The 23,722-nt window shown below is 50.1% G+C and carries 24 protein-coding genes; 12 read left to right on the top strand and 12 right to left on the bottom strand.

Annotated elements, in window-relative coordinates:
- The first annotated feature begins 7 nt into the window (after nt 1-7).
- Genes EDC63_RS04390 through ccmI form a run of 7 tightly spaced genes read left to right on the top strand, consistent with a single transcriptional unit; the run spans nt 8 to nt 5,575 of the window.
- The gene (locus EDC63_RS04390; protein ID WP_124948272.1) at nt 8-754 is read left to right on the top strand and encodes a heme ABC transporter permease; all 747 of its coding nucleotides are present in this window, start codon (nt 8-10) and stop codon (nt 752-754) included.
- Nucleotides 751-915, top strand: coding sequence for a heme exporter protein CcmD (gene ccmD, locus EDC63_RS04385; RefSeq protein ID WP_124948271.1), 165 nt, complete (start codon nt 751-753; stop codon nt 913-915). Before EDC63_RS04390 ends, ccmD begins: the two co-directional genes overlap by 4 nt.
- Complete coding sequence (ccmE, locus tag EDC63_RS04380) at nt 912-1,355, top strand: cytochrome c maturation protein CcmE (RefSeq protein WP_124948270.1); 444 nt, start codon at nt 912-914, stop codon at nt 1,353-1,355. The genes ccmD and ccmE overlap by 4 nt, the downstream gene beginning before the upstream one ends.
- Nucleotides 1,352-3,343, top strand: coding sequence for a heme lyase CcmF/NrfE family subunit (locus EDC63_RS04375; protein ID WP_124948269.1), 1,992 nt, complete (start codon nt 1,352-1,354; stop codon nt 3,341-3,343). Before ccmE ends, EDC63_RS04375 begins: the two co-directional genes overlap by 4 nt.
- Complete coding sequence (locus EDC63_RS04370; protein ID WP_124948268.1) at nt 3,340-3,864, top strand: DsbE family thiol:disulfide interchange protein; 525 nt, start codon at nt 3,340-3,342, stop codon at nt 3,862-3,864. Before EDC63_RS04375 ends, EDC63_RS04370 begins: the two co-directional genes overlap by 4 nt.
- Nucleotides 3,861-4,325: a cytochrome c-type biogenesis protein gene (locus tag EDC63_RS04365; protein WP_124948267.1), complete on the top strand. Its 465-nt coding sequence runs from the start codon at nt 3,861-3,863 to the stop codon at nt 4,323-4,325. The genes EDC63_RS04370 and EDC63_RS04365 overlap by 4 nt, the downstream gene beginning before the upstream one ends.
- The gene (gene ccmI, locus EDC63_RS04360) at nt 4,322-5,575 is read left to right on the top strand and encodes a c-type cytochrome biogenesis protein CcmI (protein WP_124948266.1); all 1,254 of its coding nucleotides are present in this window, start codon (nt 4,322-4,324) and stop codon (nt 5,573-5,575) included. Before EDC63_RS04365 ends, ccmI begins: the two co-directional genes overlap by 4 nt.
- 113 nt (nt 5,576-5,688) lie before the next feature.
- On the opposite strand, the gene EDC63_RS04355 is transcribed toward ccmI, so the two are convergent.
- From EDC63_RS04355 to EDC63_RS04325, 7 genes are read right to left on the bottom strand one after another with little or no spacing between them, the layout of a single operon-like run.
- Nucleotides 5,689-7,467 carry a BatD family protein gene (locus EDC63_RS04355; RefSeq protein WP_124948265.1) on the bottom strand — a complete coding sequence of 593 codons (1,779 nt, stop codon included), beginning with the start codon at nt 7,465-7,467 and terminating at the stop codon, nt 5,689-5,691.
- Nucleotides 7,464-8,426 carry a tetratricopeptide repeat protein gene (locus tag EDC63_RS04350; protein WP_165922906.1) on the bottom strand — a complete coding sequence of 321 codons (963 nt, stop codon included), beginning with the start codon at nt 8,424-8,426 and terminating at the stop codon, nt 7,464-7,466. The genes EDC63_RS04355 and EDC63_RS04350 overlap by 4 nt, the downstream gene beginning before the upstream one ends.
- On the bottom strand, nt 8,423-9,418 hold the full coding sequence (locus tag EDC63_RS04345; protein WP_124948263.1) for a vWA domain-containing protein: 996 nt from the start codon (nt 9,416-9,418) through the stop codon (nt 8,423-8,425). The genes EDC63_RS04350 and EDC63_RS04345 overlap by 4 nt, the downstream gene beginning before the upstream one ends.
- The gene (locus tag EDC63_RS04340) at nt 9,409-10,380 is read right to left on the bottom strand and encodes a VWA domain-containing protein (RefSeq protein WP_124948262.1); all 972 of its coding nucleotides are present in this window, start codon (nt 10,378-10,380) and stop codon (nt 9,409-9,411) included. Before EDC63_RS04340 ends, EDC63_RS04345 begins: the two co-directional genes overlap by 10 nt.
- Nucleotides 10,380-10,838 carry a DUF4381 domain-containing protein gene (locus tag EDC63_RS04335; protein ID WP_124948261.1) on the bottom strand — a complete coding sequence of 153 codons (459 nt, stop codon included), beginning with the start codon at nt 10,836-10,838 and terminating at the stop codon, nt 10,380-10,382. Before EDC63_RS04335 ends, EDC63_RS04340 begins: the two co-directional genes overlap by 1 nt.
- Nucleotides 10,832-11,728 (bottom strand): DUF58 domain-containing protein, encoded by an 897-nt coding sequence (locus EDC63_RS04330; protein ID WP_124948260.1) that lies wholly within the window; start codon nt 11,726-11,728, stop codon nt 10,832-10,834. Before EDC63_RS04330 ends, EDC63_RS04335 begins: the two co-directional genes overlap by 7 nt.
- Nucleotides 11,725-12,717, bottom strand: a complete 993-nt coding sequence (locus EDC63_RS04325) for an AAA family ATPase (protein WP_124948259.1) — start codon at nt 12,715-12,717, stop codon at nt 11,725-11,727. Before EDC63_RS04325 ends, EDC63_RS04330 begins: the two co-directional genes overlap by 4 nt.
- A 270-nt stretch (nt 12,718-12,987) precedes the next feature.
- Between EDC63_RS04325 and EDC63_RS04320 the strand changes: the two genes are divergently transcribed.
- From EDC63_RS04320 to EDC63_RS04305, 4 genes are all read left to right on the top strand, one after another.
- Nucleotides 12,988-13,617, top strand: a complete 630-nt coding sequence (locus tag EDC63_RS04320; RefSeq protein ID WP_124948258.1) for a paraquat-inducible protein A — start codon at nt 12,988-12,990, stop codon at nt 13,615-13,617.
- Entirely contained in the window at nt 13,614-14,240 is a 627-nt protein-coding gene (locus EDC63_RS04315) for a paraquat-inducible protein A (protein ID WP_189836570.1), read from the top strand. The genes EDC63_RS04320 and EDC63_RS04315 overlap by 4 nt, the downstream gene beginning before the upstream one ends.
- Before the next feature lie 80 nt (nt 14,241-14,320).
- On the top strand, nt 14,321-15,874 hold the full coding sequence (locus EDC63_RS04310) for a PqiB family protein (RefSeq protein WP_223248503.1): 1,554 nt from the start codon (nt 14,321-14,323) through the stop codon (nt 15,872-15,874).
- Nucleotides 15,871-16,458 (top strand): PqiC family protein, encoded by a 588-nt coding sequence (locus EDC63_RS04305; protein ID WP_124948256.1) that lies wholly within the window; start codon nt 15,871-15,873, stop codon nt 16,456-16,458. The genes EDC63_RS04310 and EDC63_RS04305 overlap by 4 nt, the downstream gene beginning before the upstream one ends.
- Before the next feature lie 197 nt (nt 16,459-16,655).
- On the opposite strand, the gene EDC63_RS18720 is transcribed toward EDC63_RS04305, so the two are convergent.
- Genes EDC63_RS18720 through zwf form a run of 3 tightly spaced genes read right to left on the bottom strand, consistent with a single transcriptional unit; the run spans nt 16,656 to nt 20,578 of the window.
- A complete protein-coding gene (locus EDC63_RS18720) occupies nt 16,656-17,849 on the bottom strand; it encodes a glycoside hydrolase family 15 protein (protein WP_223248496.1) in 1,194 nt (397 codons plus the stop codon).
- A 15-nt stretch (nt 17,850-17,864) separates the two neighbouring features.
- Nucleotides 17,865-19,028 carry a glycoside hydrolase family 15 protein gene (locus EDC63_RS18715; RefSeq protein ID WP_223248495.1) on the bottom strand — a complete coding sequence of 388 codons (1,164 nt, stop codon included), beginning with the start codon at nt 19,026-19,028 and terminating at the stop codon, nt 17,865-17,867.
- A gap of 38 nt (nt 19,029-19,066) precedes the next feature.
- Nucleotides 19,067-20,578 carry a glucose-6-phosphate dehydrogenase gene (zwf, locus tag EDC63_RS04295; protein ID WP_124948255.1) on the bottom strand — a complete coding sequence of 504 codons (1,512 nt, stop codon included), beginning with the start codon at nt 20,576-20,578 and terminating at the stop codon, nt 19,067-19,069.
- A gap of 320 nt (nt 20,579-20,898) precedes the next feature.
- On the opposite strand from zwf, the gene EDC63_RS04290 reads away from it, so the two are divergent.
- The gene (locus EDC63_RS04290; RefSeq protein WP_124948254.1) at nt 20,899-21,252 is read left to right on the top strand and encodes a YkgJ family cysteine cluster protein; all 354 of its coding nucleotides are present in this window, start codon (nt 20,899-20,901) and stop codon (nt 21,250-21,252) included.
- Between the two features lie 442 nt (nt 21,253-21,694).
- On the opposite strand, the gene EDC63_RS04285 is transcribed toward EDC63_RS04290, so the two are convergent.
- Both EDC63_RS04285 and EDC63_RS04280 read right to left on the bottom strand, forming a co-directional pair.
- A complete protein-coding gene (locus tag EDC63_RS04285) occupies nt 21,695-23,140 on the bottom strand; it encodes an IS1182 family transposase (RefSeq protein ID WP_124948253.1) in 1,446 nt (481 codons plus the stop codon).
- 351 nt (nt 23,141-23,491) lie between these two features.
- On the bottom strand, nt 23,492-23,722 hold a 231-nt coding region (locus EDC63_RS04280; RefSeq protein ID WP_132920889.1), incomplete at its 5' end, for a P-II family nitrogen regulator.

The raw sequence follows: 23,722 nt of genomic DNA, 5'->3' as shown, positions 1-23,722 counted from the left end.
GGAAGCAATGAAGGAATTTAGCTTGTTCAGATTCGCCGCTCCCAAGGTTTTTTACGGCCTGGCTGGCAAAATGATTCCCTGGTTTTCCCTGTTGGCGGTGGGGTTTGCCATTGCAGGGTTGTATGTTGGCTTTTTTGTAGCGCCTACCGATGCACAACAGGGTGAAGCTTATCGCATTATTTTTATCCATGTGCCTGCCGCGTGGATGTCGATGTTTATTTATCTGTTGATGGCTGCATACGCCGGGTTTGGTTTGGTTCTTAACACGCGGTTGTCGGACATGATGGCGCGCGCATTGGCTCCTACCGGTGCGTTGTTCACCTTTATCGCTTTGTGGACTGGCGCATTGTGGGGTAAGCCAATGTGGGGCGCATATTGGGTGTGGGATGCACGGCTGACATCTGAATTGATTCTGTTGTTCTTGTATCTTGGTTTCATGGCGTTACAGGCAGCTATTGACGATACGCGTCGCGCAGACAAGGCGGGTGCAGTGTTGGCGCTGGTTGGTGCAGTCAATGTGCCGATCATCTATTTTTCAGTGAAGTGGTGGAATACCCTGCATCAGGGAGCCTCGGTGAGTATGACCAAATCTCCCAGTATGGCAGCCACTATGCTTACTGGTATGTTATTGATGGCTTTGGCGTGCTGGATGTATTCGATTGCCGTATCCCTTGCGCGTGTTCGCTGCGAGATACTGGAAAGGGAACGAAAAACAACTTGGGTGGCTGAGCTCATAGAGGGGATGAAAAAATGAAATCGGTTTTCGACTTTTTCCATATGGGTGGCTATGCTTTTTATGTATGGGGCTCCTTTGGAGTAACGTTGATATGCCTGGTGTTTGAAGTGTGGTTTCTGAAGCAGCGGCGCAAAGAATTACTGAAACGCCTGATTATGTTGCATGGGAGAAAATCTTGAAAGTTCGGCAAAAACGCTTTGCTTATATCATGGTTGGCTTGATGGTGATAGGCATTGCCACTGCACTGATACTGAATGCGCTCAATAGCAACGTCGCATTTTACTTTACGCCAACTCAAGTGTTTAACAAGGAAGTGCCGCTGAATAAAGCATTTCGGATTGGTGGTCTTGTTGAGGCTGGAAGCATGAAACGCGAAGGGGATGGATTGACCGTTCATTTTGTTGTCACTGATACGGCGCGTAGCATGCCGGTTGTATTCAAAGGTATATTGCCAGACCTTTTTCGTGAGGGAAAAGGTGTGGTAGCACAAGGTAAACTGGAAGCAGATGGGGTGTTCCGTGCCGAAGATGTGTTGGCCAAACACGACGAAAACTACATGCCGCCTGAAGCTAAAAGCGCAATCGAGCAGGCACAAAAGCAGAAAGGAGTTAAACCATGATCCCTGAACTTGGACAATTCGCACTTATACTGGCTGCCCTGCTTGCGTTGATTCAGGGCATATTTCCTCTGATAGGTGCGGCTCGCAGCGATGCTACGCTGATTGCGTTAGCCAGACCTGTAGCGCGTGGCCAGTTTTTTATGGTGTTATTCGCTTTCGGTTGTTTGGTCTATGCTTTTCTCACCAACGATTTTTCCGTGTTGTATGTGGCTTCGAATTCCAATTCTGATTTGCCTGCAGTGTATCGTTTTGGTGCAGTGTGGGGCGGACATGAAGGCTCGCTATTACTATGGGTGCTGATACTCGGTGGCTGGACATTTGCCGTGTCGATATTCAGTAAGCATTTGCCGGATGACACAGTGGCGCGGGTGATTGGCGTCATGGGTTTGGTGAGTGTTGGTTTTCTGGCATTTCTGTTATTCACTTCCAATCCATTCGATCGCCTCTTCCCCATGCCGTTTAATGGGCGCGATCTGAATCCGTTATTGCAGGATCCCGGATTGGTATTTCATCCACCCATGTTGTATATGGGTTATGTGGGGTTTTCGGTAGCCTTTGCCTTTGCCATTGCTGCACTGATGTCTGGGCGGCTTGATGCGGCGTGGGCACGGTGGTCGCGGCCATGGACGACAATGGCCTGGATGTGCCTTACTGTTGGCATTGCCATGGGGAGTATGTGGGCTTATTACGAACTGGGCTGGGGAGGCTGGTGGTTCTGGGATCCGGTTGAAAATGCATCGTTCATTCCATGGCTTGTGGGAACTGCATTGATACATTCTCTGGCGGTAACGGAAAAGCGCGGAGGCTTCAAAAGCTGGACAATATTACTGGCGATTAGTGCTTTTTCATTGAGCCTGCTGGGTACCTTTCTGGTGCGTTCCGGCGTGCTGACTTCAGTGCATGCTTTTGCGACTGACCCTAAACGCGGCATTTTCATTCTAATGTTTCTTGCTTTTGTTGTGGGTAGCTCGTTGATTCTGTTTGCCTGGCGCGCGCCAAAAATCGGTTTGGGAGGGGCGTTTGAGCTTGCATCACGTGAGTCAATGCTGCTGGGTAACAACGTTTTGCTGAGCGTAGCTGCAGCAACAGTGTTACTTGGTACGCTATACCCCTTGGTTCTGGATGCGTTGGGGTTGGGTAAGATTTCTGTTGGCCCCCCTTATTTTGAAGCCGTATTCGTGCCGTTGCTGGTGCCTGCGCTATTGCTCATGGGAGTAGGGCCGCTGATGCGCTGGAAAAAAGGAAATATGCAGGAAATGCTGGCCCGGTTGCGTTGGCCGTTGATAGCTAGCGTCGTGCTCGGGGTGCTCGTGCCATTTGCCTTGGGTAAATGGACGCCAATGATTGCGCTGGGAATTGCATTGGCTTTATGGGTGGCATTCAGTGTAGCTGCGGGATTTGCCGATGCTGTCAAACACAGTGCAGCCACTGGTGGTGTATTGTCGCGTTTGTCCAAGCAGTCACGCAGTTGGTGGGGTATGCAGCTGGCGCATTTTGGTATTGCGATTTTTGTTGCCGGCGTCACGATGGTTAAAGGTTTCGAGGTGGAAAAAGATGTAAAGATGGAAGTGAACGATGTGGTGCATGTAAGCAACTACCAGTTCCAGTTTAAGGGTGTGACAGAAATTCCAGGGCCAAACTACAAAGCCATGCATGGTACGGTGCTGGTAAGCCGCAATGGTCAGCCCGTCACTGAATTGCATCCGGAAAAACGCACGTATTTTTCATCCACCATGCCGCAGACAGAAGCTGCGATCAGACCAACCCTTCTTGGCGATTTGTATGTGTCGCTGGGTGAGCCTGTGGAGAACGGGGCCTGGAGTGTACGTGTTTATTACAAACCTCTAGTGGACTGGATTTGGGGTGGTTGCATCATTATGGCAATGGGTGGCTTTCTGGCAGTGAGCGATAAACGATATCGTATGAAGAAACGGATTGCAAAGCAGGCTGAGCATTCCCCCTTGCAGGTACAAGGTGCCAAGGCATGAATCGTTACTTATTACCGTTGGGCGTGTTTATTGTTCTGCTGGTATTTCTAGGTATTGGCCTGAACTTGAATCCGCGTGATGTACCTTCGCCTTTGGTGGGCAAAGCAGCACCTGAATTTAATTTGCCGAAACTGGAAAATCCAGCCGAAATTTTCGTGCAAAAGGAAATGCTGGGTAAGGTCTGGCTGCTCAATGTATGGGCATCCTGGTGTAGCGCTTGTCGTGAGGAACATCCGCTATTAGTTGAATTCGGAAAAAGTGGTGTTGTGCCAATTATCGGTCTGGATTACAAAGACAACCGGATCGATGGTATGCGCTGGCTGAGCGGTATGGGCAATCCCTATGAAACAGTGGCTTTTGACGAAGATGGCCGCGTGGGCATTAATTATGGCGTTTATGGCGTACCTGAAACTTATTTAATTGATCGGCAAGGCGTGATTCGCTATAAGCAAACTGGTCCGATTACGCCTGAAATTTTGCGTGACAAGATTATGCCGATGGTAAAGGAGTTGCAAAAGTGAAACATTTTCTCCTGATTTTGTTTTTCCTGCCTGTCATAGCCTTTGCGAAAGAAGCTGAGCCATTGGCAGAAAACCCCGAAGTAGAAGCGCGCATGATGGCGCTGGCTAATGAATTGCGTTGTCTGGTTTGCCAGAATCAGACTTTGGCTGATTCACACTCTGATCTGGCAGGTGACCTGCGTCGGGAAATGCGTGGTATGGCTGAGAAGGGTATGAGCGACAAGGAAATTGTTGCGTTCATGGTAAGTCGCTATGGTGATTTCGTGCTGTATCGACCGCCACTAAATGCTAAAACACTGGCGCTATGGTTTGGGCCATTTGTATTGCTTATAGGCGTTGGATTGATGTTGGTTCGGTATCTGAAAACCCGTCGTCAACGTCTGGCAGCACAAGGTCAGCTCAGTGAAGATGACCACAAAAAAGCGGAAGCATTGCTACAAAATAATGGAGAGCAAGTATGACGGTATTCTGGTTTTCTCTTGCCGGGTTGATATACGTGGCGCTAGCTTTTTTGCTACCTCCCTTGCTTGGCATGTATCGAAATATACGAGGAGAGCATGCTGCTATGAACGTTGCGCTCTATCGTGAACAGTTTGCTGAATTGGAACGCGATCTGAATAATGGTGCGCTGAATTCTGAGCAATACGATGAAAGTCGCCGTGAACTGGAACGCCGCATGTTGGCTGATGCTCAGGCAAAGGATGTTTCAACTACTGCAGGCCGCAACTTGCCGCTGGCAGCTGCGTTGCTGGTGGTTGTCCCGCTTACAGCTGTTTTGCTTTACCTTAAGCTGGGGTCGCCACAAGCAGTAGTGCCGCAACCTGCGGTTGCTGCTCCCGAAATGGGACATGCAACAGGCGGTCAGCTCAATCCGTTGGTGGAAAAGCTGGCGACACATTTGCAAAACTCACCTGAAGATGGTGCAGGCTGGGCGCTTCTTGCTCATTCCTATGCCGAGATTGGACGTTTTTCGGATGCGGTAAATGCATTCGAAAATGCGGTCAAGCTGTTGCCTGCAGATGCGCGGTTGCTGGCTGATTACGCTGATGCTCAGGCGATGGTGAATAATCGACGCTTAGAAGGTAAACCGGCTGAGTTGATTAAACAAGCACTGGCAGTGGATGCAAATAATGCCAAGGTGTTGATGCTCGCTGGTTCTGAAGCTTTTGAGCGCAAGGATTTTGCTGGTGCGGTGAACTACTGGGAAAAATTGCTCAAGCAGTTGCCACCCGATTCTGAAGATGCGCGCGACATTTCCATGAGTATTAATGAAGCCAGGAATAGGCTCACACCTGGGGCACGAGCTGAAGAAAAGTTGGATAATCTTGCTGATTTTGCTTCTGGTGAAAACAAATCGGCAACTGTCAGTGCCAGCGTTAGTGGTGAGGTTGTTTTGAGCCCTTCGCTTGTTTCAAAAGCATCACCCTCTGATAAAGTGTTTGTCTATGCTCGTGCACTGAACGGAACTAAAATGCCCCTCGCGATTATCGAAAAGCAGGTCAAAGACTTGCCTTTCAAATTCACGCTGACAGATGACATGGCAATGATGGCGCAACTCAAGCTGTCTAATTTTCCAGAAGTTGAAGTGCTTTCAAGGGTATCAAAATCGGGTAATGCAATGCCGCAGTCGGGTGACTTGCAAGGGGGAAGCGGTAAAGTCAAGATTGGTGAAAAGAATATTCTTATTACCATTGATTCAGCTGTGCCCTGAACTTCAAGGTTGGATATGTTTCAAAATGCTTGGCTCTGTACGATAGACTTGGAGCACGACCTTAAGTTGTTTGTGCCACAGCACTACTGTGCCGACCAATACATTCAAGCGGATTATGGATATAACTCAGATAGTTCTGGCGTAGATTTAATACCCTTCTTTGTGGTGACGGGTATTGATTTGAGTGCTTCCTTTAATGCCTTTCCCTCCCATTTCTCGCCTGCATAACAGGCTCGATCAAGCTGATTCAGTAATGGTTTCAGATTTGATATGCCCAATCGCTCTGAAATTGCTTTGAGGCCAATAGGAGGGTCATTCGGCCAAGTGTTCTTTGCCCAGTCCTGGAGGTGGCGACGTGCTGACTGAGGATCATTTTTCAGGCAGGCTTGCTGAAAAGCTTTGTGGGCGTTGTCAGCGCTGGATTTTGAAGCCGGAATGGCTGCGTTCTGTATAAGTCCGGTTGGCATTTTAGGGTGCCTGGAACGACTGGTGCGCCACCATGCGAAAATAGTTGCGATCCAAAGCACTATCAGACCCAGGCTGATCCATGGCCAGTAAGCATTCTCCGTGTATTTTTGCTTTGCAGGTGTAAGGGAATCGTTCTTGACTGGTGGTCTCGAAGCAGGAGCAACCTGACTGCTGGAGGGCGTAGAGCTAGTCGATACGGCAGTCGTGCTGGGTAGCACATCCAGTGTATGTATAGGTAAAACAATCTCACGCTGAATATTTTTGTTAGTGTCCCACCAGAATAGATGCGTAGCGGGAATGACAAATTTACCAGGCTGATTGGCTATTAAAGCGATGTCTTGATCCCGGGTACCGATCACCCCTTCTCCTTGAACCTCTGTATTCAGACTGGGCTGGTCTGGATAGGCTCGAAGATTTGCTGGCAGGTTCATCAATGAACTCATGTCAGGCAATTGGTTTGCGGTTAACCCCTTGGCAACAAGATGAAGATGCCTGGTAATGGGTTCTCCAGCGTGGACAAGCCCATTATCTGGTTGCCAGGTTTCCTCTAGCGTGACATTTTGCGCTGGAAGCCAATTCTTCCCAGTATTACCTGCAGGGCGTGGCAATACGTTTAATACGATCTGTTCACCCTGAAGTCGTAAGGGCCGGGTAGCATTGAACATGCCGGCAAGCGGATTATGCCCCAAAAAATTATTGAAAAATGGGTCCTGGCTGATTGAATCGGTATTGCGTGTATCCTTTACTTGGGCGTTTAGCACTGGCCCATCCAGCGTTATCCGGCCACTGCGTTGTGGAAACAACAGATATTTACGTTCAATAACCTGGTAATTTCGGCCGTTGCGCGTTTCGCTGGTTTGACGGTCTTTCCCAAGTTGCTGGATCTGGACATCATTGTTGGGTTGAATGTCCAGACTGGCTTCTATCAGGGGTTCGTCAGTATAAAGACGTACGGTCAGTGTAACCGCAGCTTGTACATAAGGTTGTTTCTGGTCCAGTGCGGTAGTGACGAATTCGTGAGTTGCATTTCCATTGGACTGGTTTGCCGTTTGCCCCGTTGCGCTGTTACTGCTGACGGTTAACGCAAGCACAGGAGAAAACTGTCCATCCCATTGCAGTGCTGGCACGATTAATTTACCACTGTGTTTAGGCGCAATAGCAAGGCTTACCTGCACTTGTGAGGACATTTTTCCATTGATGAACTGAATGGTGGAACCAGTGCTTCGCCCGAGTACATTAAAATCTTGTTTTAGAGGGGTTAGATCGGGTTGGCTGTCGGTTTGCCCATCGTGTTGCAGAGTGAGCTGAACAGATTCGCCAATCCCGACCTGATTTTTGTCCAGCAAGGCGGTGATTGCTGCCGAGGCTGGCAGGCTCAGTCCGGAAATTAACAATAAAATAAAGAAAAGAACTGTTTTTTTCATGGATTAGTGCCTTGCTGTCGGATCATATGTTCGATCATAAATTTACGTCGTAACAAACCACCGGGGTCGTCCGGAATACGCTGCAGCCATTGCTCTTGCGCAAGTTGTTTTTCGCTGACAGGTGTGTTTGAGGATACTGCTTTTTGGCCCGCAGGTAATTTATTCAGTGCAGCTTCTGCGTCTTGTTTGGCTTGTTTAGCTTCATTTGCATCGTTGCCTGGTTGAGGCTGAGTATTCGGTTTGCTGGCCTGGCCTGGTTGATTTTCCTGTGCTTGTTGTTCCTGTTCCTGGTTAGCTTTCTGTTCTGAATTAGCGTTTTTCTGCCCAGAATTAGCATCTTTCTGTTTAGTATTGGTATTGTTATTTTTACTCTGATCGGCTTTGTCCTGATTGGATTTAGCTCGATTGTTTTGGTTTTGTTGCCCATTATTTTCTGTGTCTTTGGAAGTGGAGCTCTTTTTATCATCAGCCTGCTTGTTAGCATCTTTTTTATTGCCGGGCTGATTGTTACTGGTATTTTTGTTCTCGTTGCTTGAAGATTTGTCAGTGGGAGAAGGTTTAGGCTGGGGTGGTTGTTTTTGAAGTGCCTTGGCTACTAACTCACGATTGTGGCGGGCATCCTCATTCTTTGGGTCATGTGCCAGGGCTGCATCATAGGCTTTGATAGCTTCTTGCAGCTGACCGGCTTTAGCTAACGCATTGCCTCGATTGTAATGTCCATCGCTGTCATTGAACGTTTCGAAATCTTTTGCAGCATGCTGGTAATCTTTAGCTTGCAATTCTGCATAAGCTTTACGCCGTGGGTTGCTGAAAATCCTGGCAGCTTCTTTGGCCTTACCCTGTTGCATCAGTTGTTCACCTTGTTGATCTGCGGTGAGCCACAAGTTTTTCCATGTATCGCTAGCCTGGGCGATGGCTGTCCATACCAGCAGACATATGATTAACAGACCTCGCATCATAACCATCCCCGCCTAGCCAGAAAAGCAGAGGCCAATAACAGGAATGGCAAGAGCCATACTCCGCCATCCAGCCAATGTTGTACCTGGATATTTTTCTCAGCATTCACTTTGCCAGTTTGTTCTGACCGTGCTTGAAGGTTAGTTAGCAAATCAGGTAATTGGGACAATTCCACATAGCGGCCACCTCCTGCGGAGGCTAGTTGCTGTAATAGCTCTACATCAAGGCTGGCCATTTTCAGTGTGCCCTGCGCATTTTGGACGAAACTACCATCCTGCTTGCTGAGCGGTGCGCCTGCAGGGGTGCCAATTGCCACCACATTGACTGTCATACCTTGTGATTTGAGTTTTTTGGCTGCAACGAATGCTGCTGCTGGATCCGAAAAACCGTCAGTCAGTACTATTATCTGGCCTTTATTAGCACCGCCCTGTCTGATCAATTTTTCAGCTTGCTCAAGGGCGGGAGCGACATTGTCTCCCGCACTGGGCATGATGTTGGGGCTTAGTGGGGGCAAGAGCGCACGTATCGTGGCAACATCGTCCGTCATTGGTGTGACGGTATAGGGCTCATCGCTAAATGCGATTAAACTCACGCGTGCATCTTTGGCGGAGTTGAGGATGTCATCCAATGCATAACGGGCGCGAGTGAAGCGATTCGGTTTTACATCAGAGGCCGCCATTGATGGAGATAAATCCAGTATAAGCGCCCATTCTTCAGTGCCACGAAATGCGACAGAGGTTTCCTTTTGCCAGCTTGGACCTGACAGAGCCAATACTGCTATTGTCCAGGCCAGTGCTAACCATGGCCATGGAGTCCAGTTGCGCTTGCTATCGCTCGCCAGAAGCAGGCCGGGCAGCAGATCTGAGTCAACAAGCTGTTTCCAGTCTCCGTCTCCACTATTGCGGCGAGCCAGCCAGAAACTCGTTCCCCAAAGCAGTGGCAACGCAAGCAACCAGCCAGGGCGCAGCAAGTGAAAATTCTGCATCAGATCCATTTTTTTTCACTCCACAATACGGCTGGTAAGCTGAGAAGCAGGGCCATTCCAAGTGGCCATTGGAACCACTCGTCCCTTGGGCGATACCATTGTTGTTTTGCGGCGCTAGGTTCGAGTTTGTCGATCCGGGCGTAGACCTTTTCAAGGTCGCTGGCGTCTGTTGCCCGGAAGTATTCTCCATTCGTAGTTTTAGCAATGAATTTCAAGGTGTCTTCGTCGAGATCGCTTCCGCCACCAAGCCCGAAGAAATCCGGTTGCGCGTTGGAACCCACGCCGATGGTATAAATACGCAGGCCGGCGGTCGCCGCCATTTTTGCTGCCTCTTCCGGAGGCATGGCGCCAGCGTTGCTGCTTCCATCAGTAAGCAGGATCAACACCGTGTCACCCTTATGTCCGGTCTTGTCTGGATTGTCCCGCAATCTTTTGATAGCAAGACCGATGGCATCGCCAATGGCTGTTTGCGTTCCAGCTACGCCGACCATGGCTTCATTCAGAAACTGACCTACGGTATGTTGATCGGTGGTGAGTGGTGCCTGCAGATAAGGTCGAGTACCAAACAAGATGAGCCCTAGTTGGTCACCCTTCCTGCGGCGGATGAAATCTCCCGCCACTTTTTGTACAACCTGGAGCCGGGTATAGCCTCCGGCCATGTCTTCAGTGGACATTGAGCCGGAAACATCTACCGCTAATAGCAGACGCCGACCGGTAATAGGCACAGATTCCGGATTGCCTAGCCATTGAGGACGGATGGCTGCCAGCATCAGTAACAACCAGACAAATGCGAACAGCCATTTACGAAGCCGAGGCAGGGTGCGAACTGCAGGTGTCGAACCAGTCGCTATCTTTGCAGCAAAAGGTAAAAACAAAGCGGCACCGGACGGCTGAGCGGGTGGCAACCAATGATTCAGCAGCCAGGGCAGGGGCAAGAAAACTAGCATCCATGGCCATTCAACATGAATCATCAATAGCGCCTCAAGAAGTTTCTGGCACCTTGCAACCATTGTGTACGATCAGTTTTTACCTGGCTGCCATATGCGGCACATAAAAAGCTTTTACCGGCTTCTCCAGTCATTTCCTTGGCCCCATGACTGGCAATAAAGGCCAGCCAGGTGTCGCCACTCAAGTTGGCCACATACTCTCTGCCATAGATGGCAAGCGCATAGCGGCGCATCAGATGCTCCAGTTCGCTGGCAAGCTGAACATCATTGATAGAGGTGGATTCCAGTTGTTTGAGTTCGCGTAAGGCGATGCGACTAAGGTGGGTTTTATGACGAGAATTTCGGTAGATGATGATCCCGGAAATAATTAGCAGAATGAGCGCTAATGCCCACCAACCCGGTGCAGGTGGCCACCAGCCTGCGGGTGTTGGTGCATGTGGTGGAGCCAGTTTGGAGAGCCAGTCAGTGTTATTTTCTACCATGTTGATTCCCGGAGCAGCGGTGGGAGGGTTTCAGTAACAGGGTTTTGGGTATCAAGCCGAATGAGCGGGAGGTTGAGGCGGCGAGCAATCTGGTCTAAACGCGTTTCTCGTGCGGCCCACTTTTCTTGCCAGGCGGTACGACTTTGCTCGCCATTCATCCACCAAAGCTGACCAGGCAGGCCAACCCGATATTTCCCAGTGGGTAAGCCAGAACTTTCTAACGGATCGGTCAGCCACAACAGTCGACAGTCATTGTGAAATGCTATACCTGCCAAGCTGGCTTCAGTAAGGTCATTCAGTCCGCTGAAATCGCTTAAAATCATCACCAGACTGCCAGGCTGGAGAAGAGGGCGCAAGGAAGCCAGAGCCAGGTTAAGCCCTTTTTCATCAGGTGCGCCAGGCATCTTTGGTTGGGCCTCTACCAGTGCTTCCAGCACGGGCAGTACGCCGGCTTCTCTGGCGCGAGGCGGAAAGATCTGGGGTAATGACTGATTGTTGGTGATCAATGCTCCCAGGCGGTCACCGCCGAGGGCGGCAACCCAGGCCAGCATACTTGCCGTGCGTAACAACAGAGCTGATTTCAACTGATAGCGACTGCCGAAAAAAAGGCCAGAGTGCAGATCTGCCACCAACCAGACAGGCCGTTCTCGTTCTTCTCTGAACAGTTTTGTATAGAGCTGACCGCGTCGGGCAGTGACTCGCCAGTCGATGGTGCGGGCATCGTCTCCGGGAGCATAGCGTCGCACTTCTTCGAAATCCAGACCTCGACCTCGCTGGGCGCTGCGGTGTCCCCCGTGTAACATTGCCAAGGCGGGCCGGTGGGTGTGTAAGCTGAGGCCATGCGCGGCACCGCGCATGGCAACCAGTTCCGTCAGATCAGGGAGAATCATGGGACTGGAACCTGTTGCAGCAATTCAGTGATGCACTCCTTGGTCGTTACACCACGGGCTTGGGCTGTGTAATCCAGTAATAATCGATGGCGGAGTGCATCAGGGGCGATAGCCTGAACATCTTCCGGGCTAACATAGTCTCGTCCCTCTAACCATGCAAGTGCCCTGGCTCCCCGCTCCATGGCGATAGCTGCACGTGGACTGGCACCCCATCGTAACCACTCGGTCAGTTTGGGGCTGTATTTTTCAGGTTTTCGTGTGGCTTCGACCAGAGCGGCGATATATTCGGCTACCGAATCGACGAGCGTGAGACCCAGTACTTCACGGCGAGCAATAAAGACTAATTCCTGTGACAATAATCTGGGAGGGGGTGATAGTTCCTTGGCCTCCTGAGCTTCGTGCCGTGATAACGCCATGATGCGTAAGGTGGTAGCACGGTCGGGATAATCCACCAGGGTGTTGAGCATGAATCGGTCTAACTGTGCCTCTGGGAGGGGGTAGGTGCCTTCATGTTCAATCGGATTTTGGGTTGCCATCACCAGAAACAGGCCGGGCAGACGATAGGTATTGGTGCCAACGCTGATCTGATGTTCACCCATGGCTTCAAGCAGGGCTGATTGAACTTTGGCAGGTGCACGGTTCACCTCATCTGCCAAAATCAGATTATGAAACAGTGGGCCGCGCTGGAAATGGAATTCACCTTCCTGAGGACGATAGATGTCGGATCCAGTGAGATCTGCCGGTAACATGTCCGGCGTGAACTGCACGCGCTGGAAATCGGCCTCCAGGCCATGGGCCAGAGCTTTGATGGCACGAGTCTTGGCTAATCCCGGCGGCCCTTCAACCAGTAAGTGGCCATCAGCAAGCAGGGCCACCAACAGACGTTCGACCAGGTTTTCCTGTCCCAAAATCTGGTCGTTAAGATAGTCTCGCAGACTGTTGAAAGCCGCATGCGCAGAAGTGATAAAGGGCGCTGTAACTGCATCCATCGTAATGTCTTCCAAATAAGTTCACTTGAATTGATGTAGAGAATATTTTTTTTAAAAAGTTCAAAGAGGCTGGACTTCACCTGTTTCAATAGACATACTTATTGCGTTGAAACAAATTAAATAGAAGATAATTGCTATGTTTTTATTAAAATTAACCGTATTTTTGAATGATATTAATTTGTGTTGATACTGGTTTTGAGCAGGCAATTGTTAATTGATAAAAATGCAGTTTGTTTTTCAGGCTTTTTCACCCAAGTTTTTCATGCTTCTATGGCTAATAATCTGGATACGAGTTCAGTTACTTTTGTAGCTTGTCAAGAATGCGATTTATTACATCGTCATGCGACGCTGCCGCCAAAAGGTGTGGCGCGTTGTGTACGCTGCGGTGCATTTCTTTATCGGCAAGCACCATCAGATTCCAATGAACGAGCGCTGGCACTGGCGCTGACGGCATGTATTCTATTTGTGATAGCTAATATATACCCTATATTTGGTTTGGAAGTACAAGGGACTCACACCAGCACCACACTCTTCGGTGCGGTGGAGTCACTGTGGGATGACAACTCACGTGCGGTAGCCACCTTGGTATTCTTTACTACAATTTTCGTGCCGGCGGCTGAACTTATCGGACTCACATGGGTGCTTGTAGTGCTGCGTAGCGGTTCGCAGGGATGGGGAGCTGTTCCAATCCTTCATTTTATTGAGAGAGTCAAGCCATGGGGCATGGTAGAGGTGTTTTTGCTCGGTGTTCTGGTGTCGTTGGTAAAACTTGCGCATATCGCGATAATTGAACCAGGAATGGCCCTGTTTACCTTTGGTGCATTGATGGTATTTATTGCAGCGTCTGCCGCTTCGTTCGATGCTGATGCCGCTTGGGTGCAGTTGGAGGCAGTAAATTGAATCCAGCACCCATTACAGCCCGGATAGGGTTGCTGGCTTGTGAAGTTTGCAGGCTGGTAAGTCGCGCGCCATCTACAGGTGATGTAGCTCACTGTCCACGCTGCGGAGCGGCGCTGCATACGAGAAAGCCTGCAAGTCTGGTTCGAACATGGGCATTTCTAATCGCAGCGATGATTCTGTATGTACCAGCCAATGTTCTGCCGATTATGGACACAAGTTCGCTATTCGGGACGCAGAACGATACTATTCTTTCTGGCATTGCATTTCTTTGGACTTCGGGGTCTTATGTTTTGGCGATGGTCGTATTTTTTGCCAGTGTGCTGGTTCCCCTGCTAAAGATGATTGCACTTGCAATACTTGCCGGTTCAGTGCAAATGGGCTCTGTCAGATATCGACGGACTCGCACGCGGCTTTATCGCTTGATAGAGTTCGCTGGCCGCTGGTCTATGCTCGATATTTACGTCGTAACAATTCTTGTGGCGCTGGTTCAGGTGAGTACACTCGCATCGATTCATGCCGGGCCTGGTGCAGCGGCATTTGGCGCAGTGGTAGTACTTACCATGTTTTCTGCTACAAGTTTTGACCCACGATTGATCTGGGATACACAGGAGGAAGCATCATAGAGCAGCCACCAAACATACAAGATATATCGACAGTTCCTGAGGCCCGTGTGGTACCGCGTCGAAGGTGGTCATTGCAACTGGTGTGGCTGATACCCATAGTTGCTGCGCTCATTGGTGGCTGGCTTGCCGTGAAGGCGGTACTCGATCGTGGGCCGACTATCACAATCAGTTTTAGCACTGCGGAAGGATTAGAGCCTGAGAAGACGCGCGTTAAATATCACAGTGTGGATATTGGTCGTGTTACTAACGTGGCGTTTTCGGAAGACCGTACGCGGGTCGTTGCTACCGTGATACTCAGTAAACAGGCAGAGCCATTTCTGGTTGCAGATACCCGCTTCTGGGTTGTGCGGCCGCGAGTTAGCGGCACACAGATTTCCGGGTTGAATACGTTGTTGTCGGGAGCCTATATCGGTATGGATGTAGGCTCATCTGGTGATTCTAAGCGCAAGTTTGTCGGGCTCGATATGCCGCCGATTGTCACTGTTGACTTACCCGGACAACATTTTCAGCTACATTCTGAAGATCTCGGTTCGCTGGATATTGGTTCGCCGGTCTATTTTCGTCGCGTTCAGGTAGGTTCAATTGTTAACTATGAGCTAGATAAAGACGGGACAGGGGTGCAGTTGCATGTGTTTGTCAAAGCCCCTTATGATCGTTATGTCAAAGCCAATACCCGTTTTTGGCAAGCCAGTGGCTTTGATTTGGCTCTTGATGCTAATGGGATTCGCTTGAATACTGAATCTGCCGTTTCGCTACTGTTTGGTGGCGTATCCTTTGAGACACCTGTTGAATCAGTGTCGGCGCCATCGGCACAGGGAAATACCAGTTTCCTGCTTTATTCCGACCGTGGCAAAGCTATGCGCCTGCCAGATACTGCTGAGGAAACTTATCGTATGGTGTTCGACGAATCGGTTCGTGGTCTGTCAGTTGGGGCGCCTGTTGATTTCAGGGGGGTTGTAATAGGCGAGGTGACTGCCATCGACGTCGATTTTGATGCAAAAAATGCAGATGTTCGTGTACCCGTTGAAGTACGTCTTTATCCTGATCGATTGCGAGGCAAGGAAAAAAATGGTGCTGTTCAGCGAGGCTCCTTTATGGAAAAGCTTGTCTCACGGGGATTGCGCGCACAGTTGCGGAGCGGAAGCCTTCTTACAGGGCAGCTTTACGTAGCGCTTGATATTTTTTCTGAAAAACCTAAAGTGGCGATGAGCAAGCAGGCCGGCCGTGCAGAAATCCCGACGGTTGTTAGTAGCGTACAGGAATTGCAATCCACACTGTTGAGGCTCGCACGAAAATTGGATAATTTACCCCTTGAGTCAACAGTCGCTGACGCACGCAAATCGATAAAAGCCCTTGAAAGCACGCTTGCCACAACAGATCGCGCTATAAAAAGGATTGACAGTGATGTAACCCCGCAAGCAGCAAAAACATTGGCTGACCTGAGCCATACTTTGGCGCGTGTTGATCAAGGGCTTGATGGCTTGCTTGCGGACGATGCGCCCATACAGCGTGACGTGCGTGAGACGCTGAGAGAGGTTTCGCGTGCCGCCGAAGCTTTGCGCAGCCTTGCAGACTATCTTGAGCGCAAACCCGGTGCGATTTTACGCGGGCGTGTAGAGGAGCCTGCGAAATGATGCGTCTGGCAGTTTTGATCATATCTATCATGGTGCTGGCAGCTTGCGCGACACCAGAGAAAACAAATTTTTATGTGCTTTCCAGTGAGTCGCCACCGCCAGTAAAAGCGGTAAGCAAGCCTGAATATCGCGTTGTAATTGAACCTGCAACCTTGCCAGAGGCTTTGGACCGACCCCAAATTGTGCTCCGTGTAGCGCCGAATCGTTACAGTATTTCTGATGCCGAACGATGGTCTGAGTCCTTGAAACGCGAGATCCCCCGCGTTATCGCAGAAGCGGTTGGGCAGCAACTGCCAGTAGCCCATGTTGCGGTAGATTTGCAGCAAGGCGGACAGGGTGCGGATTACTTTGTGCTGATAGATGTGTTGCGGTTCGAGTCAGTACCGGGTGATTCCATCACATTGGAAGCTGCGTGGAGTGTGCGAAACAGATCAGGAAAGCGTTTACGCGAAGCGCGTTCTGTCTTGGTTGAAAAGGTAGCGAATCCCGGTGTGGCGCCATTAATCTCCGCACATGCAAAAGCACTTAACGCGCTGGGGCTGAAAATTGCCCATGCGATCAACTCAATCGTACATGAACAATAAGTCTGTCTGATCAAATCCCAAGGCCAGTGTTAAGTTGCTTTGGTTTGCAAATTAAATGACGAATTTACTGGTGTATATCAGCCTTTCCTATGCTGATTCAGCTACGCAAAAGTGCAGGGTACCGTTACCTTGGTGACCATACACATAGTTTTAATAGTGATTCATTATCGAAAGAGGCTCAACCTCTCACTTCACCGTCATTTTACTCCAATGAGGTAGTCTTGGCCCAACCACTTACCTGTATCTGCACTCTGGAACGTGAAATCAACACGCTGCCCTGAATGTAATCCTTTAGTATCGATTTCGGCAACATGCATCCCAACGGCTGTTTCTAGTGTTGCTGTATTTTGACTCGATTGCCATCCATCAATGCCCCAATGAATAATGCTCGGTTCGAACAAGGAAACCAGCAGTGTTTGCCCAGCTGCAATTTCCTGAATAGGGTCCTGTGCTAACCAGATGGCATGCTGAATAACGGGACGCTTTCCCTGGTATCGCCGCCAGGTTGCTGGCGGCCGGTCATAGGGGTAACCCAGTTGCCTGGAGGTCAGCAGCTTAACGTATTCGGCGTGTGCCCACACGAGTGGCATTGCAGACCCACTGGGGCGGCCCGGATAGAGTCCTAGTGATTGAATCTGTGTGCTGTCCCATACTTGCTCCGGGATCATACCGCCCATACCACTCATGGCAGCCATAGCTTCCAGATAGGGAAGCGGATCTTTGCCGGCGGCAAGTTCATAGTGGCCACGCTCGCCTGTGAGTAGCGGCCAGGCTCGGCCCTTCCCTACGCCATCAAAGGGTGCGCCGTCATCATGCTCTCCATAGCCGTCGCAATTATAGCGATGCCAGGAAGGTCCGTTCGGCGTATCCACTTTTAATAATTTGTCGATGACCTGAAGACTATCAAGCATCAATGGGTCGTCGGCCAGGCGTAAGCCGAACCGAACAAGTTGCAGGCAATCGATGCCAATCTGTTCTGCGGCGGGCAGTGCCGGATCAAGGGCCAGATTTTTGATTGGCAGCACATCGAGTAGTGCGCGGGGATTGTTTTCAAGCTCGGTCGGTGCATTACGGATGTAATAGCCGCGTACACCGATTTGACGGGCAAGATCCGTATCATAAACTGCGGTCCAGTCCTCGATATGAGCATTCCAAAAATCCGCCAGCGCCAGGGTGAACACGCGTGCTTTGGGTTCAAGCCATTCAGCCCCCTCGACAAGGGCAGCGATACATATGGACAAAGTAAAGGCGTTTATCCCTGCATCTTCTTCCCACCGATCCTGCTGGCTGATTGGCCCGGTGCGCGAAATAAATCCGATGGCACGAGAGATCATGTCAGAAACTTCAACGCCTTTCAGCGCGTTGCGCTCTTTTAAGCGAGCTGCGAGCAAGATGGGAAATGCCGATTAGTCAAGTTGCATGCCCTGCCAGTAGGGTTTTCCACCGAGCCACTGATTTTGATACCAGTGCCCATCGGCATGTTGGGTTGTGATGAGATAGCGCAGTATGTCCCGCGCTTCATCTTCGGCGCCGAGGGCTAATAATGCACCTGCACTTTCAACCAAATCTCGTGGCCATACGAGGTGGTAGCCGCCGCGTTCGTCGCGCGTGTTACCCCAGGGAATACTCAGACTTGCCACCATCGCTCCGGGGTAGATTTTGTCCTGGTGGGAGCGCAATACCATGGCCGAAGTGAAGAATTGGTCACGCAGCAGATCTGGAATGCTGTGCAGGCCGTCGTTCTGCTTTTCGCAGCAACGATGCCAAGTCGTCCAGTCGTCGATCTGTTGTTGCCAAGGTTCATTAAAGGGTTGCAGTAGGGCGGAAACTGCCAGGGTCGCTGCCGATTCCTTGCTGCCGGCGAAACCAAGGGCAAGGGTCGCTTGCCGAGGAAGCTCACCCGTTAGCGCCACGTTTCCGGGACCAGCGCCGGCGTACTGCCATTGCATGCGGCCATGGCGATTGAAGTCTTGCCAGCCATCGCTGGTACCTACGTATCCCGCACTTGCGCAACCCCATGCATCGAGCTGGTTTTTTTCTACCGCAGCCAGGGCCAAACCAAAAGGGCCTTGTTCTGCCCACAGTATACGGCGGCCGCGATAGGTGCTTACTTCGGCTTGGTTGTTATTTCCACTTCCACCCAGGTGTGGAGCGAGAAGTACATATGGTCGCAGGCTAGCATCGCCATCAAGTTGGACATCCACAAGCAATACGTCGCGCTGGGGATCAGGTGTTATCCTCAGCGTAAGTGTGAAACGGTCATGTTGATGAACGATTTCTATTGCCGGGATGCCTTGAGCTGCCCAAACCAGCTTATGGCTGTCTAAACGCTTCACCTCTACCCAAAAACCTTGATTGTCAGCGACGATGAAACCAAGGTCACGAATCTGCGGAATATCGATGCGCGGGTAATATACTTCGTTCACGATGCCGCCACCGATGGTGAACCATACACGCGAAGGCCCTAATGCACAGCCAACCGCTTCCTTGGCGCTGCTACACCATGTAGGCGAGATACCCGGACTGCCAGGCGCTTCTAGGTTGGGGGTTTGCACAGATACATTATTCATTATTCAGTTTGTCCTTGCATCACTAAGCTCATGGTCCGTTAGTCATTCGTAAGGGTCGGCGTCAGCCAACTGTGTTCGTCGCGAGCCACTAACATGTCGGCCGATTCTGGCCCCCACGATCCGGCAGAATAATTGGGAAAATCCGCCGCAGTATTTTTTGCCCATGCATCGATAATCGGCATCACCATTTCCCACGCAGCTTCTACCTGATCGGCACGCATGAACAAGGTGGCATCACCAACCATGACATCCCATAATAACGTTTCATAAGCGGCTGGTGTTTCAACCTGGAAGGCTTCCTTATAGCTGAAGCGCATATCGAAGGGGCTTAGCCGTAATTGCGAGCCAGGCTCTTTGGCCATAAATTTGAGCACGATACCTTGCTCCGGATTGAGCTGTATGACAAGCCGTGTTGGTTGGGTATTCAGACCAGCTGAAGCGGGAAAAGCGCGGTGCGGCACATCGCGAAAACGAATAGAGATTTCTGAAACATCGGCCGCCATCCTTTTGCCGGTTCGTAAATAGAATGGCACGTCCTGCCAACGCCAGTTGTCAACATAGAGTTTGAGCGCAGCATAGGTTTCGGTATTTGAATGTAGGTCAACATTGGGCTCGTTGCGATAAGCCGGGCGCTTCTCACCATGGATACATCCCTCGGCATACTGACCACGTGCAGCAAAGGCATCCACCTCATCGTGTGGAATGGGACGCAAAGCATGCAGTACATCAACCTTTTTGTTCCGGATGTCAGTTGCATCGTAGGCCACGGGAGGTTCCATGGCGACAAGACACAGCAATTGCAGCAAATGATTTTGCACCATGTCGCGCAATGCTCCGGCATGTTCATAGAAACTGCCGCGCTTTTCAACGCCCAAGGTTTCGGCAACGGTGATAACAACATGGTCCACATAGCGTCGGTTCCATATTGGCTCAAAGATCGGGTTCGCGAAACGCATGGCCAGAATGTTTTGCACTGTTTCTTTGCCGAGAAAATGATCAATACGGAAAAGTTGTCGTTCTTCAAAAATTCGGCACAACACATCGTTGATTTGGTGGAAGGATGCCAAGTCGTTCCCGAGTGGCTTTTCGACCACCAGGCGCACATGCTCGCGATCCTGCGCCAGGCCAACTGCACCGAGACCAATCGCAATGGGCTCGAACAGTGAAGGGGGTGTAGCCAGATAAAAAACCCGCTCTGCCTTGCAATCCCATTCAGATTCTTTCGAGTCCAACGCTTGGGCCAGTTTCTTGAAACCTTCTGCGTCGGTCGCATCGAGCATGATGGGGTGGATCATACTGGTGAAAGTTTCCCAAGAATCAGGAGGCGGCTCTCCCCGACGCGAATTCTCCGTGATGCCTTTAAAGTAGTGCTCGGCGAGGTCAGCGTTGTTGGTGTCCAAACGATCCACGGCCAGTAGCTGAAATCGTTTTGGCAGATTTCCATCAAGAAAAAGGTTAAAAAGAGCAGGAACCACCAGGCGCCAGGATAGGTCGCCACCGGCACCGAATAGAACAAACTGGGTATCACTTGGGGTAGACGTCGATTTCATCGTATTTTTCTTCTCCGTTGCGTACTTGGCATTCGACCAAAAATGTCGCAGTCAGTTCCATCTTCACCAAGAACGGTACTGCCAGACGTTCATAATTTAAGCCAATGACGACCCTGGAGATTAATCCTTATGTGATTACGTAACGTGATTCATTGTTGATTTTTCCAGATGACGAGTGTTTCAAAGTAATGCATACTGACGCCGCAGACTAACTGACAAAAACAACTTGCGTCAGCGAAAGCCTTTAATTTGGACGGCTATTGGTGGACTGTGTATAGGCAGATTCGAAATAACCTGTTTTTTTCTAAGTGCGATATCGAATGACCAGTAACATTCACAAAATCCGTTTTTTCCGAGAGCGAATTCCATCATTTGAGTGCGTACCCGGATGTCACGACTGCTGTGGGCCGGTGACCACCTCTGCTGAGGAGATGGCAAGACTGCCAGCCAAAAGCGATGCGGAACATGAGGCTGCGCTTGCTGAATGGAGTTGCCCCCACCTTGGTGACAAGGGATGCCAAGTTTATGCAGAGCGTCCGCTGATTTGCCGACTGTTCGGAACGACGCCACGACTTCCCTGTCCGAATGGCAAGCGCCCGGAGGTGATGATCGATCCACGAATAGAGCAGCAGATCCACCGTTTTTTTGCGGAAACACGCCAAGTGCTTGTTTGAGTCTTAAAAAATCAGCAAAAGGGGGCGTGGCGATCACAATGCTGGTTTTTAATCAAAAAACTCAGCGGAATTGCGTCGCATGAAACTAAGTAGTGATCTAAAACAATAAAGTCTGTTGGCGTATCAATAAAAATGCTCGTGCAAAAATACTTTTACACTATAGTCTGTCTGTCCAAGGCTGCAAGCCAGTTTTCAGCCACTGTAGTTGATAAATATTATCTACAAAATTATTTGCGTATGTCAGCTTTGTTGGAAGGTGTGTGGTCGTACCCGACCGAGATTGTGTGAAAACGCAATCCTATAACTTGGCGCTTTGCTGAGTTGGCTTTTGCCCCAAGCTCATTTCAATTTCTGATTGATGTTGTTAAAACGCGCTTAGATCAAACTGAGAGTGGTTTGGCTGGTTTATCAGGTCCAATAAACATAAAATCCCTCTAACTTCTCAAGCGACTGCCAGTCGCAACGCTGTCAACATTTCTGAGATACCCATGATATTCATGACACGTCGCAGATTGTAGGCGAGGACGTGCAAGCTCATCTCAGTGCTCACATGCTCAATGGTTTTCATCAGGAAGTGCGCAGATCCCATCCACAGTTTTAATGTGCCAAAGACATGTTCAACGGTACATCGTCGTTGCTTCATCTTGCCAGGATTGTTATCCAGGCGAGCCTGCATGACATCTAGCACGTCTTCGTGTTCCCAGCGTCTGATGCGTCGCTCTTTAGCGGTTGTGCACTGCGCTTTGAGCGCACAACTGTGGCATGCTCTGGTGTAGTACACATTGATCTTCATTTCATGCTCTATTGTTGAATGACGTTGGGCCAGCCTTTCTCCTGCGGGACACAGATACTCGTTGTCTTGCTTGATATAGATGAAGTCACGTTTATCCACCAACCCCAGTGTCTTATTGTTGGAGGTCATGGTTTTGGGCACAAAGGCCGTGATACCCGCTTGTTCGCAGGCCAGCAATTCTGGCCCCTTGTAATACCCCCTGTCAGCGATGACTTCCAATGCGTCGGCACCCGTTGCCTCTCGTGCCTGGAAAGCCATGTTGGCAAGTTGTGTGCGGTCATGCCCAAGGTTGGTTACTTCGTGTGCAACGATCAAGTGGTGCTGAGTGTCAACTGCGGTTTGTACGTTGTAACCGACCATACCTGTACCTCGACCACTGGTGGCCATGGAGCGCGAGTCTGGATCAGTCAGGGATAATTGATTATCAGGCTGTTGCTGTAAATTCTGCTCGACTGCCTTGAGTGCCTGCATATGCTTTCTGAGCTTGGCCAATTTCTCTTTCAACCGCGCTGTCGTGAATTCAGTTTCGATCGTTTGCGCGCGGTCTGCACTGTCCAGCGCACGCATGTAGCGTTCGATGCTTTCATCGATCTGTTTCATCCGCTGTTCAAGCTTGTGCTGGGTGAAGTTCTTGTCGCGGTTGTTGACGGTTTTGAACTTGCTGCCGTCGATAGCCACCATGGCTTGGGTGAACAGATTGAACTGACGACACATTGCGACAAAGCGTCGACAGGTATTGCGGATACCGGTGCCGTTGTCATGACGGAAGTCAGCGATGGTCTTGAAGTCTGGGGATAGTCTTTCTGTGAGCCACATCAACTCAATATTGCGTTGCGCTTCACGCTCTAAGCGTCTGCTGGATTGGATGCGATTCAGGTAGCCGTAGAGATAAATCTTCAGCAGTGTGGCGGGATGGTAACCGGGCCGTCCTGTCGCGGCGGGTGAAGTTCCTGTAAAACCCAGCTCAATGAGATTCAGTTCTTCAACAAACACATCAATAACGCGCACTGGGTTGTCTTCACTGATGTAGTCATCGAGGCATTCCGGCAGCAACGTGACTTGGTTTCGACCTTGGCCCTGAATGAATCGTTTCATGTTCACCTCAATCAATGTTGCTACATGAAATTTAACGCATGGTGGACGTTATTCGTTTACATGTTTGGGGTGTTTTCACACAACCTCGACCCTTTAGAGACTGTCATAGCCTATCCATCAAGGGTCCGTTCAGCCTCTGATAAGTGACACAGTTGAATTGCGCGCCTCACTGACCTACCAATTTGTATAATGTTCTGCCCCATACTATCATTCGGAAAGTTGTAACGTCTCACTAGTATCTAATTCCAAGGCCAGACATCTCAACATGAAAATTTATGGCGGAAGACTTAAATCTACAGACTTGCCGTAAGTAGCACGTGGGCCTGCCTGAACAGTCAACTTGACAATTTCTCATGCTACATCGATCCGGACAGCCTTTGCTACATCCATCACAACCACCCAGCCTGCCTCGGGTTGGCCAGTACGCCCCTTACTTCGAATGATCTCTACAAGTTCATCAACCTGGTCATCCTCGCATAACAGTTCTAGACGTGATTCCGAGATAACTGACTCTGCCAAATCAACTGAGTAGTGTTGTTCCTTCGAATCCAGCGCCTTTAGCATGCTTTGGGCCCCAACAAT

The sequence above is a fragment of the Sulfurirhabdus autotrophica genome (assembly GCF_004346685.1).
GTDB classification, from domain to species: domain Bacteria; phylum Pseudomonadota; class Gammaproteobacteria; order Burkholderiales; family SMCO01; genus Sulfurirhabdus; species Sulfurirhabdus autotrophica.
Note: the sequence above shows the minus strand (reverse complement) of the source record. Positions and strands in the feature narration are given on the sequence as shown.